Below are 18119 nucleotides of genomic sequence, written 5' to 3' on the forward strand. Positions count from 1 at the left end.
ATGTACAAAGTGAAAGTGTATGTCAGCTTAAAAGAAAGTGTTTTAGATCCTCAAGGAAGTGCTGTACAGCATGCACTGCATAGCATGTCTTACAAAGAAGTTCAAGAAGTGCGGATCGGGAAATACATGGAACTCACAATTGAAAAATCTGATCGTGATCTAGATGTTATAGTGAAAGAAATGTGCGAAAAACTGCTAGCAAACACCGTCATAGAAGATTACAGATATGAGGTTGAGGAGGTTGTCGCACAGTGAAATTTGCCGTGATTGTGTTGCCGGGTTCTAACTGTGATATCGATATGTTTCATGCCGTCCAGGATGAACTTGGTGAAGAAGTAGAATATGTCTGGCACACGGAAACAAGTCTTGATGAATATGACGGTGTTTTGATTCCGGGCGGTTTTTCATATGGCGATTATTTGAGGTGTGGGGCGATCGCTCGCTTTGCCAATATTATGCCGGCGGTCAAACAAGCGGCTGAACAAGGAAAACCTGTCCTTGGGGTTTGCAATGGTTTTCAAATCTTACAAGAGCTCGGTCTTTTGCCAGGAGCAATGAGGCGCAACAAAGAGTTGAAATTTATTTGCCGTCCGGTTGAACTGATTGTCAACAATGACCAAACACTGTTCACTTCCTCTTATCATAAAGGTGAGGCGATTACAATTCCAGTTGCCCATGGTGAAGGAAATTTTTATTGTGATGAAAAAACGCTTACTTCCTTAAAAGAAAACAGCCAGATCGTGTTCACGTACGGTGCGAATATTAACGGAAGCGTTGCTGACATTGCCGGTATTACCAATGAAAAAGGCAATGTGCTTGGCATGATGCCTCATCCTGAGCGAGCTGTCGATTCTCTTTTAGGAAGCGCAGATGGTCTTAAATTGTTTCAGTCTATCGTGAAAAATTGGAGGGAAACTCATGTCACTACTGCTTGAACCAAGTAAACAACAAATTAAAGAAGAGAAGCTCTATCAACAGATGGGTGTCAGTGATGAAGAGTTCGCCATGATCGAAGCGATTCTCGAAAGGCTCCCGAACTATACGGAAATTGGGATTTTCTCAGTGATGTGGTCAGAGCATTGCAGCTATAAAAATTCTAAGCCCATTTTGCGCAAATTCCCGACAAAGGGTGAGCGTGTTCTCCAAGGGCCTGGAGAAGGTGCCGGAATCGTTGACATCGGCGACAATCAGGCGGTTGTCTTCAAAATCGAGTCACACAACCACCCATCAGCGATTGAGCCTTATCAAGGTGCTGCAACAGGTGTTGGCGGCATCATTCGTGATGTCTTTTCAATGGGCGCGCGTCCCATCGCTGTTTTAAACTCTCTTCGGTTTGGTGAACTGACTTCACCGCGTGTGAAGTACTTGTTTGAAGAAGTAGTTGCCGGTATTGCCGGTTATGGAAACTGTATCGGGATTCCAACGGTCGGCGGAGAAGTGCAATTTGACAGCTGTTATGAAGGAAACCCGCTCGTCAATGCCATGTGTGTCGGCCTAATCAATCATGAAGACATTAAAAAAGGGCTGGCAAAAGGTGTCGGCAATACAGTCATGTATGTCGGAGCAAAGACAGGTCGTGACGGTATTCATGGTGCAACCTTCGCATCAGAGGAAATGTCTGATGCTTCAGAAGAAAAACGCTCCGCTGTTCAAGTCGGTGATCCATTCATGGAAAAACTGTTGCTTGAAGCATGCCTTGAGGTCATCAAGTCTGATGCACTTGTCGGTATCCAAGATATGGGGGCGGCTGGACTGACAAGTTCAAGTGCGGAAATGGCTTCTAAAGCTGGTTCAGGAATCGAAATGAACCTTGATTTAATTCCGCAGCGGGAAACGGGGATGACAGCGTATGAAATGATGCTGTCAGAATCTCAGGAACGAATGTTATTAGTCATTGAGCGTGGCCGTGAACAAGAGATCATTGATATTTTTAATAAATATGATCTTGAAGCCGTTGCTGTTGGTCATGTTACAAATGATAAAATGCTGAGACTTCTCCATCAAGGTGAAACAGTTGCTGAGCTTCCAGTAGATGCATTAGCAGAAGAAGCACCTGTTTATCATAAACCTTCAAAAGTCCCGATGTATTACAAAGAATTCCAAGAAATGACCGTTCCTGCTCCAAAAGTGGAGAACGTCAAAAAAACACTGCTTTCCCTCTTGCAACAGCCAACAATTGCCAGCAAAGAATGGGTTTATGATCAATATGATTATATGGTCAGGACAAATACAGTTGTTGCACCAGGGTCAGATGCTGGTGTCCTTCGAATTCGCGGGACGAACAAAGCACTTGCTATGACAACAGATTGTAATGCCCGTTATTTATACCTTGATCCAGAAGCAGGCGGGAAAATTGCTGTTGCCGAAGCGGCACGTAATATCGTTTGCTCTGGTGCTGAACCGCTAGCTGTTACCGATAACCTCAATTTTGGCAACCCAGAAAAACCGGAAATTTTTTGGCAAATTGAAAAAGCGGCTGACGGTATTAGTGAAGCATGCAATATTCTTGGGACACCGGTGATTGGTGGAAATGTGTCACTTTATAATGAATCAAACGGAAAAGCGATTTATCCAACACCTGTCATTGGAATGGTCGGCTTGATCAGTGACCTAACACATATTACAACACAACATTTTAAAGCAGCCGGTGATTTGATTTATGTCATTGGTAAAACCCTTCCTGAGTATGCCGGAAGTGAGCTGCAAAAGCTGACAGAAGGAAATATTTATGGGAAAGCTCCTCTAATAGATCTTGCAGTAGAACAAGCACGGCAAAAAATATTGTTGGAAGCCATTCGCGCCGGTTTCATTCAATCAGCTCATGACGTCTCTGAAGGCGGTCTCGCTGTAGCCCTTGCAGAAAGTGTGATGTCAACAGAAGGTCTTGGTGCATCTATGATCTTTAATGGAGAACCTGCGTTACTATTTAGTGAATCACAATCACGTTTTGTCGTATCTGTGAAAAAAGAAGATCAGCTGGCTTTTGAAAAACTGGTGACAGATGCTATCTATCTTGGTGAAGTCACAGCTGATGAGATGTTCACCATTCAAAGTCAAGAAGGACAACAATGGATTCATGCGCAGACGAAAGAGCTTGAAAGCGCATGGAAAGGAGCTATCCCATGCTTGCTGAAATCAAAGGCTTAAACGAAGAGTGCGGCGTATTTGGAATTTGGGGACATGAAGAAGCTCCGCAAATCACCTATTACGGATTGCACAGCCTCCAACATAGAGGACAGGAAGGTGCAGGTATTGTTGCGACTGACGGCGAAAAGCTGTCAGCCCACAAAGGCCAAGGTTTGATTACGGAAGTGTTTCAAAATGGTGAGCTTGAGAAAGTGACAGGAAGAGGAGCAATCGGTCATGTCCGTTATGCGACGGCAGGCGGGGGCGGTTTTGAAAATGTTCAGCCGCTTCTGTTCCGTTCACAAAATAACGGAAGCTTGGCGTTGGCGCACAACGGCAATTTAGTGAATGCTACACAGCTCAAGCAGCAACTTGAAAACCAAGGCAGCATTTTTCAAACGTCCTCTGATACAGAAGTGCTTGCCCATTTAATTAAGCGAAGCGGTCATTTCGCATTAAAAGACCAAATCAAAAACGCTCTTTCCATGTTAAAAGGTGCTTACGCTTTCTTAATTATGACGGAAACAGAAATGATTGTAGCGCTTGATCCGAACGGTCTCAGACCTTTATCAGTAGCCATGTTGGGTGATGCTTATGTCGTTGCTTCAGAAACTTGTGCATTCGATGTCGTAGGGGCAACATATTTACGAGATGTAGAACCTGGAGAAATGCTGATCATCAATGATCAAGGAATGCAATCCGAGCGTTTTTCCCTCAATATCAACCGTTCGATGTGCAGTATGGAATATATTTATTTCTCAAGACCTGATAGCAATATTAATGGGATAAACGTCCACAGCGCACGGAAAAACCTTGGTAAAAAACTTGCGGAGGAATCAGGAATTGAAGCTGATGTCGTGACAGGTGTTCCTGATTCCAGTATTTCTGCGGCGATCGGTTATGCTGAAGCAACAGGTATCCCTTATGAACTTGGGTTGATTAAAAACCGCTATGTCGGTAGAACATTTATTCAACCATCTCAGTCACTGAGAGAACAGGGCGTAAGAATGAAGCTATCCGCTGTCCGCGGTGTTGTCGAAGGCAAACGTGTGGTGATGGTAGATGATTCGATTGTCCGCGGTACGACAAGTCGGCGGATTGTGACTATGCTTAGGGAAGCGGGAGCGACCGAAGTACACGTCAGAATCAGTTCTCCGCCAATCTCTCATCCGTGTTTTTACGGAATCGATACATCCACACATGAAGAACTGATTGCGTCTTCACATTCTGTGGAAGAGATCCGTCAGGAAATCGGAGCTGATACATTGTCATTTTTAAGTATTGAAGGTCTTCTTTCTGGAATTGGCAGAACATATGAAGGAGAAAATTGCGGTCAATGTATGGCATGTTTCACAGGGAAATATCCGACAGAAATTTACCAAGATACTGTGCTTCCTCATGTGAAAGAAGCTGTTCTGACTAAATAAATGTAGCTGGTCATAAAGGGCGGTTTCGAGAAATGCTGCGGCCCTTTTCAGTTTGAATGGAGTGATTGTGATGTCTGAAAGCTATAAAAATGCCGGAGTCGATATTGAAGCAGGCTATGAAGCTGTCAAGCGAATGCAAAAACATGTTGAACGGACAAAACGACTCGGTGTGATGGGCGGACTTGGCGGTTTTGGCGGAATGTTCGACTTATCAGAGCTCCCATACAAAAAGCCTGTACTTGTATCAGGAACAGATGGTGTCGGTACAAAGCTAAAGCTTGCTTTTGCGATGGATAAGCATGATACGATCGGAATTGATGCGGTGGCGATGTGTGTCAATGATGTCCTTGCTCAAGGGGCAGAGCCGCTGTTTTTTCTCGACTATTTAGCCGTCGGAAAGGCAGATCCGGTCAAAATTGAAGCGATTGTAGCGGGTGTTGCAGAAGGCTGTACACAGTCAAGTTCAGCACTGATCGGTGGTGAAACGGCAGAAATGCCTGGGCTTTACACTGAAGATGAATATGATATTGCTGGTTTTTCTGTAGGTGTTGTTGAAAAAGATCAAATCGTAACAGGTGAAAACATTTGTGAAGGACATCTATTAATTGGACTCTCTTCAAGCGGTCTTCACAGTAATGGTTTTTCGCTTGTCCGAAAAATCCTTCTTGAAGAAGCAGGTCTTACTCTAGAGCAAACATATGCTCCGTTTACCCGTCCGCTTGGTGAAGAGCTGTTACAACCGACAAAGATTTATGTCAAACCAGTATTGGAAGCAGTCAAATCAGGAAAAATCGATGGAATGGCACATATTACAGGTGGCGGATTTATCGAAAACCTCCCGCGGATGCTGCCTGCTAGTTTAGGTGTGGAGATCGATAATGGATCTTGGCCGGTTCCTGCGATCTTTCCGTTTATTCAAGAAAAAGGCGAGCTGACATCTGAAGAAATGTTTAATGTCTTCAACATGGGAATCGGCTTTGTCCTCGCTGTAAAAGAAGAACATATGTTAGATGTCATTCAAACGCTCGAACAGCAAGGGGAAAAAGCATATTTAATCGGCCGAGTGAAAAATGGAAATGGTGTGACGTTTGGCGGTGCAAGACTTTCATGAAAAAAATTGCGGTGTTTGCATCTGGTAGTGGAACGAATTTTCAAGCCATCTTGCAACAATTGAAAGAAGAGAACTGGAATGCCGAAATCGTACTTGTCGTTTCTGATAACCCTCAGGCAAAAGTTCTCGAAAGAGCTGAAACAGCGGGTATTCCGTTCTTCGCTTTTGAACCAAAATCTTTTGAGAATAAAGCGGAATTTGAGCGGACAATCGTTGAACAACTTCACCATCATGGAGCGGAATGGCTTGTGTTGGCCGGTTATATGCGGCTGATTGGTGATACTTTGCTATCAGCCTACAGAAACAAAATCATTAACATTCATCCATCACTGCTCCCGGCTTTTCCGGGACTTGATGCGATTGGACAGGCGTACAGAGCGGGTGTGAAAGTTGCGGGAATTACCGTCCATTTTGTTGATGAAGGAATGGACACCGGACCGATTATCGCTCAGCGTGCACTTCAAGTAGAAGTCAATGACACATTGACAACCCTTGAAGAAAAGATTCACAAACTGGAACATCAGCTTTATCCCCAAGTTATTAAAGATATTCTTGAACTAAATGGCAGAGGTGAAAAGAAATCATGATCAAACGTGCACTGATTAGTGTGTCTGATAAAACAAATATTGTCCCTTTTGTTAAAGAATTAACAGCTCTTGGCGTTGAAGTCATTTCAACCGGGGGAACGAAAAAATTACTTCAAGAACATGGTGTTGATGTGATTGGTATTTCTGAAGTAACCGGTTTTCCAGAAATAATGGATGGCCGTGTCAAAACACTCCACCCGAACATTCATAGCGGACTTCTTGCTGTCAGAAGTAATGAACATCATATGGCACAGCTTCATGAACAAGACATTAAACCGATTGACCTGGTCATTGTCAATCTTTATCCATTTAAAGAAACGATATCAAAAGCAGGCGTCACATTTGAAGAGGCCATTGAAAATATTGATATCGGCGGTCCAAGCATGCTTCGTGCCGCAGCGAAAAACCATCAGGATGTTACAGTGATTGTTGATCCTCACGATTACAGCCCGATTCTTAGCGAAATCAAAGAAACAGGTGATATTTCACTTGAGAAAAAACGTGAGCTTGCGGCAAAAGTTTTTCGTCACACAGCTGCTTATGATGCCTTAATCGCTGATTATTTAACAACTGTAACAGGTGAAAAAGAGCCTGAGCAATTCACCGTCACATTTGAGAAAAAACAATCGCTCCGCTATGGAGAAAACCCGCATCAAGAAGCTGTCTTTTATCAACATGCACTGCCTGTCACCGGCTCAATTGCAAGTGCCAAACAGCTTCATGGTAAAGAACTGTCATACAACAATATTAAAGATGCTGATGCAGCACTGCAAATTGTCCGCGAATTTCAAGAGCCGGCGGCAGTTGCTGTCAAACATATGAACCCTTGTGGCGTCGGAGTCGGCAAAACGATTGCAGAGGCATTTCATAAAGCATATGCTGCTGACCAAACATCGATTTTTGGCGGTATTATCGCACTGAACCGTGAGGTCGATCAAGCAACTGCTGAAGTACTTAAACAAATCTTCTTAGAAATTATCATTGCCCCTTCATTCAGTAATGAAGCACTTGAGATCTTAACGATGAAGAAAAATCTTCGTCTGTTAACACTTGATGTTGATCAGTCTCTCAAAAACGAAAAACAGTTGACATCTGTTCAAGGCGGTCTGTTGATTCAAGACCTTGATACGCATGGCTTTGAAGATGCTGACATCTCGATTCCGACAAAAAGAGAACCGACTGAAAAAGAGTGGGCTGATCTAAAACTGGCTTGGAAAGTCGTGAAACATGTCAAATCAAACGCGATCGTACTGGCGAAAGATGATATGACAGTCGGTGTTGGTGCGGGACAAATGAACCGTGTCGGCTCTGCGAAAATTGCGATCGAACAAGCAGGTGAGAAAGCATCAGGCAGTGCACTTGGTTCTGATGCCTATTTTCCAATGCCTGATACAGTTGAAGAAGCTGCAAAAGCAGGTGTGACCGCAATCATTCAACCGGGCGGTTCGATTCGTGATGAAGATTCGATTCAAAAAGCGGATGAATACGGAATCGCCATGGTGTTCACCGGAATTCGCCATTTCAAACATTAAAGGGGGGAGCCATGTGAATCTATTGATTATCGGTAGAGGTGGCAGAGAGCACACACTCGCTTGGAAAGCGGCACAAAGTCCACTTGTCGACACTGTTTATGCAGCACCAGGAAATGATGGGATGGCAGGGGTTGCGACCCTTGTTGATCTTGATGAAGGCAACCATCAGGGACTTCTTCAATTTGCAAAGAACAACAATATCGGTCTGACCATCATTGGTCCTGAAGTTCCGTTAATAGAAGGACTTGCCGATCAATTTACAAAAGCGGGATTGAAAGTATTCGGTCCAACAGCAAACGCAGCGGTGATCGAAGGCAGTAAACAGTTTGCCAAAGATTTAATGAACAAATATCAAATCCCAACAGCTGAATATGAAACATTTACATCATTTGAAAAAGCACAAGCTTATGTTAAGCAAAAAGGAGCGCCAATTGTCATTAAAGCGGATGGACTTGCCGCCGGAAAAGGTGTGACAGTTGCTCTGACAGAGGAAGAAGCGATCCGGTGCCTGCACGATTTTCTTGAAGATGCAAAATTCGGTGATGCCAGCGCATCTGTTGTTATTGAAGAATTTTTAAGTGGTGAAGAATTTTCTCTTATGGCTTTTGTCAAAGGGGAAAAAGTTTATCCAATGGTGATTGCTCAAGATCATAAAAGAGCGTTTGATGGAGACAAAGGACCAAATACAGGGGGGATGGGCGCATATTCGCCGGTTCCGCAAATCTCTCAAGCAGTTGTTGATAATGCCATCAAAACCATTTTAGAACCTGCCGCACAGGCGATGGTCAATGAAGGACGTCCATTCACAGGTGTCTTATATGCCGGTTTAATGTTGACAGAAGACGGTACAAAGGTAATTGAATTTAATGCCAGATTCGGTGATCCCGAAACACAAGTCGTCCTTCCGCGCCTTGAATCAGATCTTATCCAAGTGATGCTTGACCTCTTGGAAGATCGCAAAGTCGAGTTGAAATGGAAAAATGAAGCGGCCGTCACGGTTGTGTTAGCATCTGAAGGATACCCGGAAAATTATCAAAAAGGTACACCAATCGGCACTTTACAGTCTGATCTGGAACAGACCGTCGTCTTTCATGCCGGAACGAAAAAAAACGCTGACCAGTATGTGACAAATGGCGGTCGCGTTGCCAATGTCACAGCATTTGCCGCTACATTTCAAGCAGCACGTGAAAAAGCATATCAAGCGGTTAAACAAGTTGAAAAGCCCGGGTTGTTTTATCGGACCGATATCGGTGTCAGGGCATTCAATCGTTAAAATGAAAAGAGGTTGCATTGCACCTCTTTTTTTGTTGTAGCTTTATATTTTGTTCAGATCATTCTATACGAATAGAGAGCATATTCAAAAGATGTGAAAGATCGATAAACTAACTGAAGCCAATATACAGAAATACAGAGCATACCCCGACAAAAAAGAACGAGAACACTACCTAAAAGACATTGGGGAAAAACAATAAATGGAACTTATATTGCATTCTAATATTCTTAAATACCCCTAAAAAGTGTACATAATATACAGTTTGCAGGACTATTAACATATAAAAATGCAACTAAAACATGGTCTTTGCAAGCTAAATCCTCATAAAAGAATAAAAGCAGGCAATCTGGCCTGCTTTAAACTTGTAAAGCCATAAAAATCGACTTTATCGTTAACTTTTTGTTAAAATAAGAAGAGAAACAAGTGTAAGCTCACAAGGCGTTTTAAAATTGTAGAGCTGTTGTCAGTCTTGTGGAAAACGTTTTCAAGACTCGTCAATAAGGTGTTCATACAGTTTTACGAATGCCTGTTGATTTCTGCAGACAAAGATGTGCATTTATTGATGATTTGTTTCGCTTTTTTGGTCTTGTTCCATCGCATTTTGACATAAGTATGTGGCAGGGCAAAATCTTAGAATACCTGAGCCAGCTTTTAGAGCTCCCATAAACATGCACATCAGTGTCATCTTGCACCAAGGTTTTCTGACAAGCTTTGCTGTTGCTGCAGACAAAATCGTCAGCCCACAGGCAATGCGTAATACAGCGTCAAACAGATCAATATTTTGTTTCATTATAATTCCTCCCTTCAACATTTTCAAAAAATTGTAACGATTTGGGAATGTGTGGCAATAATAAATGTGTTAACATGGGATCACTACAAGTAAAGGAGAGTATGTGAATGATTGAACGCACCCTAAATTGGAAAAACAAACACATCAGGTCGCAAGTTGATGTCGTCAGTTCAAGGATGCTGCCAACGCTCCTTTTAAAAAATGCATTTGTACTGAACCCGTATTTAAAGCAATGGATTTACGCAAATGTTTGGATCCATCATGACAGAATTGTTTATGTTGGTCGTGAACTTCCTGCATCAGCTGTTAAACATACGATAGATTGTGAAGGTAAATACATTGTACCTGGCTATATAGAACCGCATGCGCACCCTTTTCAAATTTATAATCCCCAAACATTAGCGGAACATGCATCACAATTTGGAACAACGACATTTGTGAATGATAACCTGTTTTTGCTTTTGCATTGCGGAAAAAAGAAAGCGTTTACGATATTGGAAGAGTTAAAAAAACAGCCTGTTCACTATTTTTGGTGGTCAAGATATGATCTGCAGACAGAAGTGTTGGATGAAGATCATATTCTTTCGATCGATTATCGAAAGCATTGGGGAGAACATCCTGATGTCATTCAAGGAGGAGAAATGACTGGCTGGCCTCGTCTTTTGGATGGAGATGATTTAATGTTGCATTGTATGCAATGTACGAAAAAGAGAGGGAAGCGAATTGAAGGTCATTTTCCGGGCGCATCTCAGAAAACACTGACAAAGATGAAGCTGTTTGGTGCAGATGCAGATCATGAAGCAATGACAGGTCAAGAGGTGTTGGAGCGGCTTGAACTGGGGATGTATGTTGGATTAAGAAACTCTTCAATCCGCCCCGATTTGAGAAAAATTCTACAGGAGCTTCATCAAGAAGGCTTTCATTATTATGACCATATGTTTTATACGACAGATGGTGCCACACCTCATTTTTATAAGGAAGGCATGACAAATAAGCAAATAGAGATTGCCATTGAAGAAGGTGTCCCAACAATTGATGCTTATAATATGGCGACATTCAACATTGCAAAATACTATCAGCTTGAAGACCTTCTTGGTGTGGTTGCCCCTGGACGATTTGCAACATTTAATATTTTAGAAAGCCCTGACAACCCGACTCCGCTCACAGTCGTGGCAAAAGGAGAGGTTTTAAAAGCAAACGGTATTGACCAACAGATGTTTTCAGAGCCTGAATGGAAAAAGGGAGGTCTTGTCCCGCTGAAGCTTTCATATGATTTAACGATGGATGATCTGCAGTTTTCTATGCCGCTCGGTTTGAAAATGAGGAATGCCGTAATTATGGAACCATATACAATTCAGATTGACAATTCTATTGATCAGTTATCTTTTGAGCATGATGAAAGCTATCTTGCTCTTTTTGATAAAAAGGGAAAATGGCGTGTCAACACAATGCTAAAAGGCTTTGCTACCCATGTTCAAGGTTTTGTCAGCTCTTATTCAACAACGGGTGATCTGCTTGTCATCGGCAAAAATAAACAAGACATGTTACTCGCGTTTAAACGGATGAAAGAAATTGGCGGCGGTATTGTTTTGGCGGAAAACGGAAAAATACTTCATGAGATTCCTCTTCATATTAGTGGCGGCGCATCAATTGAGACGTATAAGACAGTGCTTGAAAGGGAAGAAACGTTAAAAGAACTTCTTTTTGCGAGAGGGTACATGTTCAATGATCCGATCTATACGTTATACTTTTTGCAGAGCACACATTTGCCTTACATTAGGGTGACACCTAAAGGGATCTTTGATGTAATGAAAAAAACTGTACTCTTTCCATCGATAATGCGTTAAAATATAAAAGAGCAGGGGTTAATATTTGATGAATCGATATGTAAGAGTGCTGATTTACAGTGTTTGTGTTTTTTTACTTGTTTCATGTGCCAATCGGGAAAATAAAAGCAATGTCTATCCACTGACAGGAACCAACGCAGAAAAAGCTGCTGTCGAACGGCCAATGGCGGTGATGGTGAACAATCATCCGAAAGCACGGCCGCAGTCTGGATTAAGCAAAGCAGATGTTGTGATTGAAGCCCTTAGTGAAGGATCGATCACCAGATTTTTAGCGATCTTTCAAAGCGAAATGCCAGAAGTGGTCGGTCCAGTGAGAAGTGCTCGTGAGTACTTCATTGAGTTGGCGCTCGGGTTTAATGCTCTGTATGTTCATCATGGTTGGAGCCCAGGTGCTAGGGAAATGCTTGAAGGCGGTGCTGCTGACTATATTAATGGTCTGAATGATAATGGCAGTACATTTTGGAGAGCAGATTTTCGAAAAGCTCCCCATAATTCGTATACTTCATTTAAAAACATAAAAAAAGCAGCTGATGACAAAGGGTATGCTCTCGAATCCGATACAGTACCACTATCTTTTCAAGCAGATGAGACAACACCTGATGAAGCGCCTGCCTCGGTTCGTTTCAATTATGGAACGAATCAGGTGAAATATCGTTTTGATCAGAATGTGAACGGGTATGTGAGAAAGTCTGATGGTGTTTTAACAACAGATATGGAAACTGAGAAACCGATTGTTCTGCAAAATATTTTAATCGTAGAAGCAGAACATCACATAAAAGATCATAAAGGAAGACGGAACATTGACCTGCGTTCTGGTGGAAAAGGATTACTTCTTTCAGGCGGTCAGCTATATCAAGTGAACTGGAAAAATGAAAACGGCCGTATTTTACCAGTTAAGGACGGGAACATCGTTCCTTTTGTCCCAGGAAAAACTTGGATCAATATCATTCCTGATCTCAGAGAGGTTTCGATTAGCAAAGGAGAAGGTGTGTAACAATGCAGATTGATAAACTACGCGGAAAAGAGCTTGACCAGCTTTTTCTTTCTATTCTATCATTGAAAGATCTTGAAGAGTGTTATCGTTTTTTTGATGACCTTTGTACGATAAATGAAATTCAATCACTGGCTCAGCGGCTCGAAGTTGCAAGAATGCTCCGCGAAGGTAACACATATCATAAAATCGAGTTGGAAACAGGGGCAAGTACAGCAACTATTTCCAGGGTGAAACGTTGTCTAAATTATGGTAATGATGCTTATACAATGGCACTCGACCGTGTAAAACAAACGGAATCATCTTCATAATGTTTCTCTAGAAATATCGCTTGGCTTTAAATGTCCAAGCGATTTTTTTTTGTCTATTGATCGTTTTTAAAAAAGGTGGGGAATTTGTTATAATGTTTAAATGGAAAGAACGATTGGAGGAGCTTTTTTCATGTATGATGTTACCGAGTGGAAGCATGTCTTTAAACTCGATCCCCATAAAGAGATAACAGATGAGCAGCTTGAACAGCTATGTGAATCTGGCACAGATGCAATTTTGATTGGCGGAAGCGATCATATTGCAGAAGATGATGTATTGCGATTGATGTCAAAAGTTCGGCGTTTTTTAGTTCCGTGCATTCTCGAAATTTCGACAATTGAGGCGATAGTGCCGGGGTTTGATCTTTATTTTATCCCGACTGTTTTGAATAGTTGTGATCGGAAATGGATCGTTGGTCTTCATCAAGAAGCGATGAAAGAATATGGAGAGTTGATCTCACCAGAAGACATCGTTGTTGAAGGCTACTGTATTTTAAATCATGACTGCAAAGCAGCGGCGTTAACAAATGCCGATACAGCGCTGGAATTAGAAGACATAAAAGCATATGCAAGAATGGCTGAACATCTTTTTCATTTGCCGATTTTTTATTTGGAATATAGCGGAATGTTTGGAGATGTGGAGATCGTTAAGCAAACAAAAGCTGTGTTAAACAACACGACTTTGTTTTATGGCGGCGGAATTACCAGTTATGAAACAGCGGTTAAAATGCTCGAGCATGCCGATGTCATTGTTGTTGGAAATGTGATTTATGATGATTTTAAAAAAGCATTACAAACCGTTAAGGTTGTTAAAAAATAAAACAAATTCGTTTATAATAGAACATATGTTTGAGAAAAGGCGGTGAGCAGTGTTGAATGGTATGCGTGACCAATTATTAAAGGGTTTAAATCGTGTTCAGCAAGAAGCGGTTAAAACGACGGATGGACCGCTTTTAATTATGGCTGGAGCAGGCAGTGGAAAGACAAGGGTTCTAACGCATCGGATCGCTTACTTAATGGTGGAAAAACGCGTAGCTCCGTGGAATATTTTAGCGATTACTTTTACAAATAAGGCTGCCAGGGAAATGAAAGAACGTGTTGAACAGATTCTGGGGCCGGAAGCAGAGGATATTTGGATTTCGACTTTCCATAGTATGTGTGTCCGAATCTTGCGAAGGGATATTGACCGAATTGGGATCAACAGGAATTTCTCAATTCTTGATAGCTCTGATCAGCTTTCAGTTATTAAAGGAATCTTGAAAGAACGAAACATCGATCCGAAAAAGTTTGATCCGCGCAGTATTCTTGGATCGATCAGCGGTGCGAAAAATGAACTGATCGACCCTGAGGAATATGAGAAAACAGCAGGCGGCTATTTTGAGCAAGTTGTCAGTGATGTTTACAAAGACTATCAGAAAAAACTGCACAAAAATCAATCGCTTGATTTCGATGACTTGATTATGGCAACGATCCGCTTGTTTGAGAGAGTTCCTGAGGTTCTAGAATATTATCAGCGCAAGTTTCAATTTATTCATGTTGATGAATATCAAGATACGAATAGGGCGCAATATTGGCTTGTCAAAAAATTGGCGCAACGTCTTGAAAATATTTGTGTTGTCGGTGATTCCGATCAGTCGATTTATAAGTGGCGCGGTGCCGATATCACAAACATCCTCTCTTTTGAAAAAGATTATCCAAATGCAAGTGTCATTTTTTTAGAACAAAACTACAGATCGACAAAACGGATATTGAATGCAGCGAATGGTGTGATTGGGCACAATGCCAATAGAAAGCCGAAAAAACTTTGGACAGACAATGATGAAGGGGCAAAAATTTCTTATTTCAGAGGAGATAATGAATTTGCCGAAGGACAATTTATTGCTGGGAAAATTCAGGAACTGATCAGATCAGACAAACGTTCTCTTTCAGACATTGCCGTTTTATATCGGACAAATGCCCAGTCCCGTGTCATTGAGGAAACACTGATGAAAGCGAACATTAACTATCAAATGGTCGGTGGTACGAAGTTCTATGACAGAAAAGAAATTAAAGATTTGCTTGCATATTTAAGGCTTGTCGCAAATCCTGATGATGATATCAGTTTTGCGAGAATCGTCAATGTACCGAAACGAGGAGTTGGGGCATCTTCTGTTGAGAAGATTGCGGCATATGCAGGATTAAATGACTTGTCACTGTTTGAAGCGCTCGGTCAAGTCGATTTTATCGGACTTAGCGCAAGAGCAGCAAACACTTTAGATGAGTTCAGACAAATGATTGAACATTTAACAAACATGCAAGAATATTTAACAATTACCGAATTGACTGAAGAAATTCTTGAAAAAACACAATACCGCGAGATGCTGAAAGCAGAAAAATCACTTGAAGCGGAAAGCCGGCTCGAAAATATTGATGAGTTTTTGTCTGTGACAAAGAACTTTGAACAGCAAAGCGAAGATAAATCACTCGTTGCTTTTTTAACTGATTTGGCACTTATTGCCGATATTGATCAGCTTGATCAAAAAGAAGAAGAAGAGGGGCAGGATGCCGTCATTTTAATGACACTTCATGCTGCTAAAGGGCTGGAGTTTCCGGTCGTCTTTTTGCCGGGGTTAGAAGAAGGAGTATTTCCGCACAGTCGTTCATTGATGGAAGAAGCGGAGATGGAAGAAGAGCGGCGTCTTGCATATGTTGGGATTACGAGAGCGGAAGAGGAGCTCTATTTATCAAATGCCAAAATGCGAACGTTATTCGGTAGAACAAATATGAATATGGAGTCAAGGTTTATTGCGGAAATACCAGACGATTTATTGGACAATCTAAATGAAGAGAAGAGTCTGAAAAAACCGTTTGCCAAAAAAACAGAACGGAGAGGAGCGGTCATGCGACCGTCAGTCCCGTATAGTAAATCAGGTGCTGATGAAATCGGTTGGACTGTTGGTGATAAAGCTTCCCACAAAAAATGGGGTGTTGGTACGGTTGTCAGTGTCAAAGGCTCAGGAGAATCTACAGAGCTTGATATCGCTTTTCCTAGTCCAATCGGGGTCAAACGTCTTCTTGCGGCCTTTGCGCCAATTGAAAAGCAATAATCGCAGATTGAAAGGACGAAATCAATGGAAAAAGAAGTGGCAAAACATCGTGTAGAACAACTGCATGCACTCATTAACAAATACAACTATGAATATCATACACTTGATGATCCTAGTGTTCCTGATTCTGAATATGACAAACTGATGAAGGAGCTTATTGCGATTGAAGAAGAGTTTCCAGAGTTAAAAACACCTGATTCTCCTTCACAGCGAGTCGGTGGCGCCGTGTTGGACGCCTTTCAAAAAGTACAGCATAAAACACCAATGCTCAGTCTTGGCAATGCATTTAATGAAGAGGATCTGCGCGACTTTGACCGCAGAGTCCGTCAGGCAGTTGGTGATGTTGACTATAATGTTGAATTGAAAATAGATGGACTTGCTGTTTCATTGCGTTATGAAAACGGCGTATTTGTAAGAGGTGCGACAAGGGGAGACGGAACAACAGGTGAGGATATCAGCGAGAATCTGAAAACGATCAGAAACATTCCTCTCAAAATGAACCGGGATTTTTCAATTGAAGTGCGAGGAGAAGCGTTTATGCCGAAACGCTCCTTTGAACAGTTGAACAAAGCGAGAATCGAAAGAGAGGAAGAACCATTTGCCAATCCGCGGAATGCTGCTGCTGGTTCATTAAGACAGCTCGATCCGAAAATTGCAGCGAAACGAAATCTCGATATTTTCGTCTACAGTATAGCGGAGCTTGATGAAATGGGTGTGGAAACGCAAAACGAAGGGCTCGATTTTCTCGATGAACTCGGATTTAAAACCAATCATGAACGAAAAAAATGTTCAACGATCGAAGAGGTGATCGTGTTCATTGAAGAGTTGAAAACAAAGCGAGCCGATCTATCCTATGAAATTGACGGGATTGTCATTAAAGTCAATTCGCTCCATCAGCAAGAAGAACTAGGCTTTACGGCGAAAAGCCCGCGTTGGGCAATTGCCTACAAATTTCCGGCTGAAGAAGTGGTTACAACTTTACTAGACATAGAATTAAGTGTTGGTCGGACAGGGGCGGTGACACCGACAGCGATTCTGGAACCTGTCAAGGTGGCAGGAACGACCGTTCAAAGAGCGTCCCTGCATAATGAAGATTTAATCAAAGAGAAAGATATTAGACTGTTTGACAAAGTCGTCATTAAAAAAGCCGGTGATATCATTCCTGAGGTCGTGAATGTACTTATCGACCAACGTACTGGAGAAGAAAAAGAATTCAATATGCCTGAGGATTGTCCGGAGTGCGGGAGCAAGCTTGTCAGAATTGAAGAGGAAGTTGCACTTCGCTGCATCAATCCTAAGTGTCCGGCACAGATTAGGGAAGGCTTGATTCACTTCGTTTCTCGTCAAGCGATGAATATTGAAGGGTTGGGAGAGCGGGTAATTGCCCAACTGTTTCGTGAGAATTTGGTTCATACTGTCGCTGACCTTTATAAACTCTCGAAAGATCAACTCATCAATCTAGAACGAATGGGAGAAAAATCGTCGGACAACTTATTACAGTCGATTGAAAAATCAAAGGAAAACTCTTTAGAACGGCTTCTTTTCGGACTTGGTATCCGATTTATTGGTGCAAAAGCCGCGAAAACACTGGCACAGCATTTTGAAACACTTGACAGTCTCCAGCAGGCTTCAAAAGAAGAATTCATTGCAGTTGATGAAATTGGCGAAAAAATGGCTGATGCCTTAGTGACCTATTTTCAAAAAGAAGAGATGTTGAACTTATTAGCTGAATTGCAACAGCTTGGGGTCAACACAGAATATAAAGGTCCGAAAAAGATCAAAGTGGAAGATAGTGATTCCTACTTTGCTGGTAAAACGATCGTATTGACTGGAAAGCTCAATGAATTATCGAGAAATGATGCCAAAGCAAAAATTGAAGCACTTGGAGGCAAAGTGACCGGCAGTGTAAGTAAAAAAACCGATTTAGTGATTGCTGGTGAAGCAGCAGGGAGTAAACTAGACAAGGCGAGCGAACTTAACATAGAAGTGTGGGACGAAAAAAGATTGATCAGTGAGCTAAAGAAATAAGAGGAGTGTTTTC

General features: G+C 42.0%; 15 protein-coding genes. 14 read left to right on the forward strand and 1 reads right to left on the reverse strand.

Annotated elements, in window-relative coordinates; translation table 11 throughout:
- The 8 genes from purS to purD all read left to right on the forward strand — a co-directional run bounded on the left by purS (nt 1) and on the right by purD (nt 9056).
- On the forward strand, nt 1-255 hold the full coding sequence (gene purS, locus HOO54_RS05770; protein WP_172293300.1) for a phosphoribosylformylglycinamidine synthase subunit PurS: 255 nt from the start codon (nt 1-3) through the stop codon (nt 253-255).
- A complete protein-coding gene (gene purQ / locus HOO54_RS05775; protein WP_172293302.1) occupies nt 252-935 on the forward strand; it encodes a phosphoribosylformylglycinamidine synthase subunit PurQ in 684 nt (227 codons plus the stop codon). The genes purS and purQ overlap by 4 nt, the downstream gene beginning before the upstream one ends.
- Nucleotides 919-3147 (forward strand): phosphoribosylformylglycinamidine synthase subunit PurL, encoded by a 2229-nt coding sequence (purL, locus tag HOO54_RS05780; protein ID WP_172293304.1) that lies wholly within the window; start codon nt 919-921, stop codon nt 3145-3147. The genes purQ and purL overlap by 17 nt, the downstream gene beginning before the upstream one ends.
- Entirely contained in the window at nt 3123-4553 is a 1431-nt protein-coding gene (gene purF / locus HOO54_RS05785) for an amidophosphoribosyltransferase (RefSeq protein WP_172293306.1), read from the forward strand. Before purL ends, purF begins: the two co-directional genes overlap by 25 nt.
- A 70-nt stretch (nt 4554-4623) precedes the next feature.
- Nucleotides 4624-5664: a phosphoribosylformylglycinamidine cyclo-ligase gene (gene purM, locus HOO54_RS05790; RefSeq protein WP_172293308.1), complete on the forward strand. Its 1041-nt coding sequence runs from the start codon at nt 4624-4626 to the stop codon at nt 5662-5664.
- Nucleotides 5661-6251, forward strand: coding sequence for a phosphoribosylglycinamide formyltransferase (gene purN, locus HOO54_RS05795; protein WP_172293310.1), 591 nt, complete (start codon nt 5661-5663; stop codon nt 6249-6251). The genes purM and purN overlap by 4 nt, the downstream gene beginning before the upstream one ends.
- The gene (gene purH, locus HOO54_RS05800; protein ID WP_172299379.1) at nt 6245-7783 is read left to right on the forward strand and encodes a bifunctional phosphoribosylaminoimidazolecarboxamide formyltransferase/IMP cyclohydrolase; all 1539 of its coding nucleotides are present in this window, start codon (nt 6245-6247) and stop codon (nt 7781-7783) included. The genes purN and purH overlap by 7 nt, the downstream gene beginning before the upstream one ends.
- Before the next feature lie 13 nt (nt 7784-7796).
- Complete coding sequence (gene purD / locus HOO54_RS05805; RefSeq protein ID WP_172293312.1) at nt 7797-9056, forward strand: phosphoribosylamine--glycine ligase; 1260 nt, start codon at nt 7797-7799, stop codon at nt 9054-9056.
- 556 nt (nt 9057-9612) lie between these two features.
- Here the strand turns inward: purD and HOO54_RS05810 are convergent.
- The gene (locus HOO54_RS05810) at nt 9613-9846 is read right to left on the reverse strand and encodes a YgaP family membrane protein (protein ID WP_172293314.1); all 234 of its coding nucleotides are present in this window, start codon (nt 9844-9846) and stop codon (nt 9613-9615) included.
- 107 nt (nt 9847-9953) lie between these two features.
- On the opposite strand from HOO54_RS05810, the gene HOO54_RS05815 reads away from it, so the two are divergent.
- The 6 genes from HOO54_RS05815 (at nt 9954) to ligA (ending at nt 18106) form a co-directional block, all read left to right on the forward strand.
- Nucleotides 9954-11693 carry an adenine deaminase C-terminal domain-containing protein gene (locus tag HOO54_RS05815; protein WP_172293316.1) on the forward strand — a complete coding sequence of 580 codons (1740 nt, stop codon included), beginning with the start codon at nt 9954-9956 and terminating at the stop codon, nt 11691-11693.
- Nucleotides 11694-11721: 28 nt separating this feature from the next.
- Complete coding sequence (locus HOO54_RS05820) at nt 11722-12687, forward strand: DUF3048 domain-containing protein (protein ID WP_172293318.1); 966 nt, start codon at nt 11722-11724, stop codon at nt 12685-12687.
- A 2-nt stretch (nt 12688-12689) separates the two neighbouring features.
- Complete coding sequence (locus tag HOO54_RS05825) at nt 12690-12995, forward strand: YerC/YecD family TrpR-related protein (protein ID WP_172293320.1); 306 nt, start codon at nt 12690-12692, stop codon at nt 12993-12995.
- Between the two features lie 130 nt (nt 12996-13125).
- Nucleotides 13126-13812: a heptaprenylglyceryl phosphate synthase gene (gene pcrB / locus HOO54_RS05830; RefSeq protein WP_172293322.1), complete on the forward strand. Its 687-nt coding sequence runs from the start codon at nt 13126-13128 to the stop codon at nt 13810-13812.
- Nucleotides 13813-13873: 61 nt separating this feature from the next.
- Complete coding sequence (gene pcrA / locus HOO54_RS05835) at nt 13874-16078, forward strand: DNA helicase PcrA (protein WP_375335824.1); 2205 nt, start codon at nt 13874-13876, stop codon at nt 16076-16078.
- A 24-nt stretch (nt 16079-16102) separates the two neighbouring features.
- Entirely contained in the window at nt 16103-18106 is a 2004-nt protein-coding gene (gene ligA, locus HOO54_RS05840) for an NAD-dependent DNA ligase LigA (protein ID WP_172293324.1), read from the forward strand.
- The last annotated feature ends 13 nt before the right edge of the window (nt 18107-18119 follow it).

This window comes from Bacillus sp. WMMC1349, from assembly GCF_013155385.1.
In the GTDB taxonomy this organism is placed as follows: Bacteria; Bacillota; Bacilli; order Bacillales; family Bacillaceae; genus Bacillus.

What these genes read in the sequence shown, in the direction of transcription:
- pcrB (WP_172293322.1), top strand. Translation starts at nt 13,126, where the DNA reads ATGTATGATGTTACCGAGTGGAAGCATGTCTTTAAACTCGATCCCCAT.
- HOO54_RS05815 (WP_172293316.1), top strand. Translation starts at nt 9,954, where the DNA reads ATGATTGAACGCACCCTAAATTGGAAAAACAAACACATCAGGTCGCAA.
- purM (WP_172293308.1), top strand. Translation starts at nt 4,624, where the DNA reads ATGTCTGAAAGCTATAAAAATGCCGGAGTCGATATTGAAGCAGGCTAT.
- purF (WP_172293306.1), top strand. Translation starts at nt 3,123, where the DNA reads ATGCTTGCTGAAATCAAAGGCTTAAACGAAGAGTGCGGCGTATTTGGA.
- pcrA (WP_375335824.1), top strand. Translation starts at nt 13,874, where the DNA reads ATGCGTGACCAATTATTAAAGGGTTTAAATCGTGTTCAGCAAGAAGCG.
- ligA (WP_172293324.1), top strand. Translation starts at nt 16,103, where the DNA reads ATGGAAAAAGAAGTGGCAAAACATCGTGTAGAACAACTGCATGCACTC.
- HOO54_RS05810 (WP_172293314.1), bottom strand. Translation starts at nt 9,846, where the DNA reads ATGAAACAAAATATTGATCTGTTTGACGCTGTATTACGCATTGCCTGT.
- purL (WP_172293304.1), top strand. Translation starts at nt 919, where the DNA reads ATGTCACTACTGCTTGAACCAAGTAAACAACAAATTAAAGAAGAGAAG.
- HOO54_RS05820 (WP_172293318.1), top strand. Translation starts at nt 11,722, where the DNA reads ATGAATCGATATGTAAGAGTGCTGATTTACAGTGTTTGTGTTTTTTTA.
- purN (WP_172293310.1), top strand. Translation starts at nt 5,661, where the DNA reads ATGAAAAAAATTGCGGTGTTTGCATCTGGTAGTGGAACGAATTTTCAA.
- purS (WP_172293300.1), top strand. Translation starts at nt 1, where the DNA reads ATGTACAAAGTGAAAGTGTATGTCAGCTTAAAAGAAAGTGTTTTAGAT.
- HOO54_RS05825 (WP_172293320.1), top strand. Translation starts at nt 12,690, where the DNA reads ATGCAGATTGATAAACTACGCGGAAAAGAGCTTGACCAGCTTTTTCTT.